Below are 6,504 nucleotides of genomic sequence, written 5' to 3' on the forward strand. Positions count from 1 at the left end.
GATGGGTAACCTTCGCGTAGACGTCATCACGTTGTTCCCCGAGATGTTCTCGGCCATCACGGAGTACGGCATTACCAGCCGCGCGGTGAAACAGGGGTTGCTTCAGGTGACTTGCTGGAACCCGCGGGACTACACCACAGATCGTCACCACACGGTGGATGATCGTCCGTTTGGCGGTGGTCCGGGCATGGTGATGAAAATCAAGCCTCTGGAAGACGCCCTGGTTAGCGCCAGGCAAGCGACCGGAGCAGCGGCGAAGGTGATCTACCTTTCGCCACAAGGCCGCAAGCTGACTCAGCAGGCGGTCAAAGGCCTGGCCGAACAGGAATCGTTGATCCTGATCGCCGGTCGTTATGAAGGCATCGACGAGCGCTTTATCGAGGCTCATGTCGATGAGGAGTGGTCGATTGGCGACTATGTGCTTTCCGGTGGCGAGCTGCCGGCCATGGTACTGATCGATGCGGTTACACGGCTGCTGCCCGGAGCTTTAGGGCATGTGGACTCGGCGGAAGAAGATTCTTTCACTGACGGTCTGCTCGATTGCCCGCACTACACCCGACCTGAGGTGTATGCGGATCAGCGTGTTCCCGACGTGTTGCTAAGTGGCAACCATGCACACATCCGGCGTTGGAGAATGAAGCAGTCCCTTGGTAGGACCTTCGAACGACGCGCCGATCTTCTGGAAAGTCGCTCGCTTTCTGGAGAAGAGAAGAAGCTGCTCGAGGAATATCTCCGCGAGCGGGACGATAGTTAAACGTATCGATGGTGGATCACGTATCCATCTTAGGAGCACAGCATGACCAACAAGATCATCCAGCAGCTCGAAGCCGAGCAGATGAGCAAGGAAATCCCGACCTTCGCACCAGGCGACACCGTTGTCGTTCAGGTTAAAGTGAAGGAAGGTGAGCGTTCCCGTCTGCAGGCGTTCGAAGGCGTCGTTATCGCCAAGCGTAACCGCGGTCTGAACAGCGCCTTCACCGTGCGCAAGATCTCCAGCGGCGTTGGCGTAGAGCGTACCTTCCAGACCTACAGCCCGCAAATCGACAGCCTGGCCGTGAAACGTCGTGGTGACGTGCGTAAAGCCAAGCTGTACTACCTGCGCGACCTGTCCGGCAAAGCCGCTCGCATCAAGGAAAAACTGTCCTGAGTACAGTTTGCCCGGTGGCCAAGGCCGCCTAGCGAGAAAAAAGCAGCCTTCGGGCTGCTTTTTTGCTTTTTGCCCCCCGAAGATGTGATTGCCATGACTACCCGAGACCAGGAAATCCTGCGCCGCACCGAGCTGTCGGTGACCCGCGTGACCAAGGCGGTATTTCCCAACACCACCAACCACCACAACACCCTGTTCGGCGGCACCGCCCTGGCCTGGATGGACGAAGTGTCGTTCATCGCCGCCACGCGCTTCTGCCGCCTGCCGCTGGTGACCGTGTCCACCGACCGCATCGACTTCAAGCACCCGATTCCGGCGGGCTCGATCGTGGAGCTGGTGGGGTCGGTGATCAAGGTGGGCAATACCAGCTTGCAGGTGCAAGTGGATGTATTTGTCGAGAATATGTACCTGGATGGGCGCGAGCGAGCGATCCATGGCGTGTTCAGCTTCGTCGCCATCGACGAGGACAAGCGCCCGGTGCCGGTTCTGCCCCAGGCCTGAGTTCTCCTGCACTGGCCCTTTCGCGGCTAAAGCCGCTCCCACAGGGATCGCACATACCTCGAGGGCGGTGATATCCCTGTGGGAGCGGCTTTAGCCGCGAAGAGGCCAGTACAGACAACAATTATGCTGCTGTGAAACACTAAGCCACCTTCAACACCCAGCAGCCCCGCATGCCCGTCCTAGACCACCCCCTGATCGACCAGTTCCTCGACGCCCTGTGGCTTGAAAAGGGCCTGTCCGACAACACCCGCGTGTCCTACCGCAGCGACCTGGCCCTGTTCAACGGCTGGCTGCAGGAACACGGCGTCAGCTTGCCCGACGCTGGCCGCGACCTGATTCTCGACCACCTGGCCTGGCGCCTCGACCAAGGCTACAAACCGCGCTCCACGGCACGCTTCCTGTCCGGCCTGCGTGGCTTCTTCCGCTACCTGCTGCGGGAAAAGCTGGTGGCCATCGACCCGACCTTGCAAGTCGACATGCCGCAACTGGGCAAGCCACTGCCCAAGTCGCTGTCCGAAGCCGACGTCGAAGCCTTGCTGCAGGCTCCGGACCTGGGCGAAGCCATCGGCCAGCGTGACCGCGCCATGCTCGAAGTGCTCTACGCCTGCGGTCTGCGGGTTACCGAACTGGTCAGCCTGGCTCTCGACCAGGTCAACCTGCGCCAGGGCGTGCTGCGGGTGATGGGCAAGGGCAGCAAGGAGCGCCTGGTGCCCATGGGCGAAGAGGCGGTGCTGTGGCTGCAGCGCTACCTGCGCGATGGCCGCGCCGAACTGCTCAATGGCCGCCCCAGCGACGTCCTGTTCCCCAGCTTGCGTGGCGAGCAGATGACCCGCCAGACCTTCTGGCATCGCATCAAGCACCATGCCCGGGTCGCCGGCATCGACAAACCGCTGTCGCCACACACCCTGCGCCACGCCTTCGCCACCCATCTGCTCAACCACGGTGCCGACCTGCGCGTGGTACAGATGCTGCTGGGCCACAGTGACCTGTCGACCACGCAGATCTACACCCATGTTGCCAAGGCCCGCCTGCAGCAACTGCACGCCCGGCACCACCCGCGTGGATGAATGTTTTTCATGTTCCGCCGACCGGTCCTTGCAAGGCCCTTCACCGGCGGTGTGATGTGGTAGGCTTGAGCGGTTTGCACCAAGGGCCGCACGGTCACCGCGTATTTTCCGCAGGTGGCGCCCTCCGGCCCCTGTCCGCCTTCAGGAGTTCCCATGCGCGTGACCCAGTTTTTCGCCGCCGCCGCGTTGGCGCTGGCCAGTACCTTTGCCGTTGCTGCGGCAACCGACAGCAATACCGCTGCCGAGCAGGCCATCCGTAAGTCGTTGCAGAACCTCGAGCTGGAAGTGCCCGTTGAAAGCGTGGCCAGCAGCCCGGTCAGCGGCCTGTATGAAGTCAAGCTGCAGGGTGGCCGCGTGCTGTATGCCAGCGGCGACGGCCAGTTCGTGATGCAGGGCTACCTGTTCCAGATCCAGGACGGCAAGCCGGTCAACCTCACCGAAAAGACCGAGCGCCTGGGTATTGCCAAGCTCATCAACGGCATTCCAGCCGCCGAGATGGTGGTTTATCCTGCCAAGGGCGAGACCAAGTCGCACATCACCGTGTTCACCGACACCACCTGCCCGTACTGCCACAAGCTGCACGCCGAGGTGCCCGAACTCAACCGCCGCGGTATCGAAGTGCGCTATGTCGCCTTCCCGCGCCAGGGTCTCGGCTCGCCGGGTGACCAGCAGTTGCAGGCCGTCTGGTGTTCCAGTGACCGCCGTGCGGCGATGGACAAGATGGTCGAGGGTGAGGAAATCAAGGCCGCCAAGTGCGCCAACCCGGTCAGCAAGCAGTTCCAGCTGGGCCAGTCGATCGGCGTCAACGGCACGCCGGCGATCGTCCTTGAAAGCGGCCAGGTCATTCCGGGCTACCAGCCGGCACCGCAGGTCGCCAAGCTGGCGCTGGCCAAGTAATCCAATTCAGTACGCCGTCGTCATGGGGTGACGGCATGTTTCACGGTCGGCATAGGTGTCGGCCGTTCAATGGGGAGTTCACAGTGAAACCGGTCAAAGTAGGCATCTGTGGGTTGGGGACCGTCGGTGGCGGAACCTTCAATGTACTTCAGCGCAACGCCGAGGAGATTGCCCGCCGTGCCGGGCGCGGTATTGAAGTGGCACAGATCGCCATGCGCTCGCAGAACCCGAACTGCCAGATTACCGGTACCCCCATTACCGCTGACGTGTTCGAAGTTGCGAGCAACCCGGAGATCGACATTGTCATCGAGCTGATCGGTGGCTACACCGTGGCTCGCGAACTGGTGCTCAAGGCCATCGAGAACGGCAAGCACGTGGTCACCGCCAACAAGGCGCTGATTGCCGTGCACGGCAACGAAATTTTCGCCAAGGCCCGCGAGAAGGGTGTGATCGTCGCCTTCGAAGCGGCCGTGGCCGGTGGCATCCCGGTGATCAAGGCCATCCGCGAAGGCCTGTCGGCCAACCACATCAACTGGCTGGCCGGCATCATCAACGGCACCGGCAACTTCATTCTCACCGAAATGCGTGAGAAGGGCCGTGCCTTCCCGGATGTGCTGGCCGAAGCCCAGGCGCTGGGGTACGCCGAAGCCGACCCGACCTTCGACGTCGAAGGCATCGATGCCGCGCACAAGCTGACCATTCTCGCCTCGATCGCTTTCGGCATCCCGCTGCAATTCGACAAGGCCTACACCGAAGGCATCACCCAGCTGACCACTGCTGACGTGAATTACGCCGAGGCCCTGGGCTACCGCATCAAGCACCTGGGCGTGGCCCGCCGCACTGCCGAAGGCATTGAGCTGCGCGTACACCCGACGCTGATCCCGGCCGACCGCCTGATCGCCAACGTCAACGGCGTGATGAACGCCGTCATGGTCAACGGCGATGCCGCCGGCTCCACCCTGTACTACGGCGCTGGTGCCGGCATGGAGCCAACCGCTTCGTCGGTGGTCGGCGATGTGGTCGATGTGGTCCGCGCCATGACCTCCGACCCGGAAAACCGCGTGCCGCACCTGGCCTTCCAGCCGGATTCGCTGTCGGCCCACCCTATCCTGCCGATCGAAGCCTGCGAAAGCGCCTACTACCTGCGCATCCAGGCCAAGGATCACCCGGGGGTACTGGCCCAGGTGGCCAGCATCCTCTCGGAGCGTGGCATCAACATCGAGTCGATCATGCAGAAGGAAGCCGAGGAACAGGACGGCCTGGTGCCGATGATCCTGCTGACCCATCGCGTGGTCGAGCAGCGCATCAACGACGCCATCGTCGCCCTGGAAGCCCTGCAGGACGTGGTCGGCAAGGTCGTGCGCATTCGCGTCGAGCAGCTCAACTAACAATAGTGCCGGCGGGCCGCCAGCGCGGCCCCGGCCCCAGCATCGAAGGTTTGCACCCATGCGCTATATCAGTACCCGCGGCCAGGCATCGGCCCTGAATTTCGAAGACGTCCTGCTGGCTGGCCTGGCCAGTGACGGCGGCCTGTACGTCCCGGAAAACCTGCCACGTTTCACCCAGGAAGAAATCGCCTCGTGGGCCGGCCTGCCGTACCACGAACTGGCTTTCCGGGTGATGCGCCCGTTCGTCGAAGGCAGCATCGCCGACGCCGACTTCAAGAAGATCCTCGAAGAAACCTACGGCGAGTTCGCCCACGCCGCCGTTGCCCCGCTGCGTCAGCTGAACAGCAACGAGTGGGTGCTGGAGCTGTTCCACGGCCCGACCCTGGCGTTCAAGGACTTCGCCCTGCAACTGCTCGGCCGCCTGCTCGACCACGTGCTGGCCAAGCGCAACGAGCGCGTGGTGATCATCGGTGCCACCAGCGGTGACACCGGTTCCGCCGCCATCGAAGGCTGCCGCCGTTGCGACAACGTCGACATCTTCATCCTGCACCCGCACCAGCGCGTGTCGGAAGTGCAGCGCCGGCAGATGACCACCATCTTCGGTGACAACATCCACAACATCGCCATCGAAGGCAACTTCGACGACTGCCAGGAAATGGTCAAGGCCAGCTTCGCCGACCAGTCGTTCCTCAAGGGCACCCGCCTGGTTGCGGTCAACTCGATCAACTGGGCGCGGATCATGGCCCAGATCGTCTACTACTTCCACGCTGCCCTGCAGCTGGGTGGCCCGGCGCGTTCCGTGGCGTTCTCGGTACCGACCGGCAACTTCGGCGACATCTTTGCCGGCTACCTGGCACGTAACATGGGCCTGCCGGTCAGCCAGCTGATCGTTGCCACCAACCGCAACGACATCCTGCACCGCTTCATGAGCGGCAACCAGTACGTCAAGGAAACCCTGCACGCGACCCTGTCGCCGTCGATGGACATCATGGTCTCGTCCAACTTCGAGCGCCTGCTGTTCGACCTGCACGGCCGCAACGGTGGCGCCATTGCCGAGCTGATGGCCAACTTCAAGCAAGGTGGCGGCTTCAGCGTCGAGCAAGACCGCTGGACCGAAGCGCGCAAGCTGTTCGACTCGCTGGCAGTGAACGACGAGCAGACCTGCGAAACCATTGCCGAAGTGTTCGCAGCCACCGGTGAAGTCCTCGACCCGCACACCGCGATCGGCGTCAAGGCCGCCCGCGAGTGCCGCCGCAGCCTGGACACGCCGATGGTGGTGCTGGGTACCGCGCACCCGGTCAAGTTCCCGGAAGCGGTGGAGAAGGCCGGTGTGGGCAAGGCACTGGAGCTGCCGGCGCACCTCAGCGACCTGTTCAGCCGTGAAGAGCGTTGCACGGTGCTGGCCAATGACCTGAAGGCTGTGCAGGGCTTTGTCAGCCAGCATGGTAACCGCGGCAAACCGCTGTAAACATTGGGGCCGCTCTGCGGCCCATCGCCGGCAAGC

The 6,504-nt window shown here is 62.8% G+C and carries 7 protein-coding genes; all 7 read left to right on the forward strand.

Going from position 1 to position 6,504, the window contains the following annotated elements:
• Window position 1 precedes the first annotated feature (1 nt).
• The 7 genes from trmD (at window position 2) to thrC (ending at window position 6,468) form a co-directional block, all read left to right on the forward strand.
• Window positions 2–754 (forward strand): tRNA (guanosine(37)-N1)-methyltransferase TrmD, encoded by a 753-nt coding sequence (gene trmD, locus M2S36_RS12665; protein ID WP_003252146.1) that lies wholly within the window; start codon window positions 2–4, stop codon window positions 752–754.
• 42 nt (window positions 755–796) lie between these two features.
• A complete protein-coding gene (gene rplS, locus M2S36_RS12670) occupies window positions 797–1,147 on the forward strand; it encodes a 50S ribosomal protein L19 (RefSeq protein WP_003252148.1) in 351 nt (116 codons plus the stop codon).
• Between the two features lie 93 nt (window positions 1,148–1,240).
• Window positions 1,241–1,648: an acyl-CoA thioesterase gene (locus tag M2S36_RS12675; protein ID WP_025337914.1), complete on the forward strand. Its 408-nt coding sequence runs from the start codon at window positions 1,241–1,243 to the stop codon at window positions 1,646–1,648.
• Window positions 1,649–1,818: 170 nt separating this feature from the next.
• Window positions 1,819–2,715 (forward strand): site-specific tyrosine recombinase XerD, encoded by an 897-nt coding sequence (xerD, locus tag M2S36_RS12680; RefSeq protein ID WP_207829530.1) that lies wholly within the window; start codon window positions 1,819–1,821, stop codon window positions 2,713–2,715.
• 153 nt (window positions 2,716–2,868) lie between these two features.
• Window positions 2,869–3,612, forward strand: a complete 744-nt coding sequence (locus M2S36_RS12685) for a thioredoxin fold domain-containing protein (protein ID WP_085624191.1) — start codon at window positions 2,869–2,871, stop codon at window positions 3,610–3,612.
• An 83-nt stretch (window positions 3,613–3,695) separates the two neighbouring features.
• Complete coding sequence (locus tag M2S36_RS12690) at window positions 3,696–5,000, forward strand: homoserine dehydrogenase (protein ID WP_063911456.1); 1,305 nt, start codon at window positions 3,696–3,698, stop codon at window positions 4,998–5,000.
• Between the two features lie 58 nt (window positions 5,001–5,058).
• Window positions 5,059–6,468 carry a threonine synthase gene (gene thrC / locus M2S36_RS12695; protein WP_333957230.1) on the forward strand — a complete coding sequence of 470 codons (1,410 nt, stop codon included), beginning with the start codon at window positions 5,059–5,061 and terminating at the stop codon, window positions 6,466–6,468.
• Window positions 6,469–6,504: the final 36 nt, after the last annotated feature.

It is taken from the genome of Pseudomonas sp. SF2 (assembly GCF_036858055.1).
Lineage (GTDB): Bacteria > Pseudomonadota > Gammaproteobacteria > Pseudomonadales > Pseudomonadaceae > Aquipseudomonas.

Excerpts from the sequence above, each read along its gene's own strand:
- trmD (WP_003252146.1), top strand. The coding sequence starts at position 2 with ATGGGTAACCTTCGCGTAGACGTCATCACGTTGTTCCCCGAGATGTTC.
- rplS (WP_003252148.1), top strand. The coding sequence starts at position 797 with ATGACCAACAAGATCATCCAGCAGCTCGAAGCCGAGCAGATGAGCAAG.
- M2S36_RS12675 (WP_025337914.1), top strand. The coding sequence starts at position 1,241 with ATGACTACCCGAGACCAGGAAATCCTGCGCCGCACCGAGCTGTCGGTG.
- xerD (WP_207829530.1), top strand. The coding sequence starts at position 1,819 with ATGCCCGTCCTAGACCACCCCCTGATCGACCAGTTCCTCGACGCCCTG.
- M2S36_RS12685 (WP_085624191.1), top strand. The coding sequence starts at position 2,869 with ATGCGCGTGACCCAGTTTTTCGCCGCCGCCGCGTTGGCGCTGGCCAGT.
- thrC (WP_333957230.1), top strand. The coding sequence starts at position 5,059 with ATGCGCTATATCAGTACCCGCGGCCAGGCATCGGCCCTGAATTTCGAA.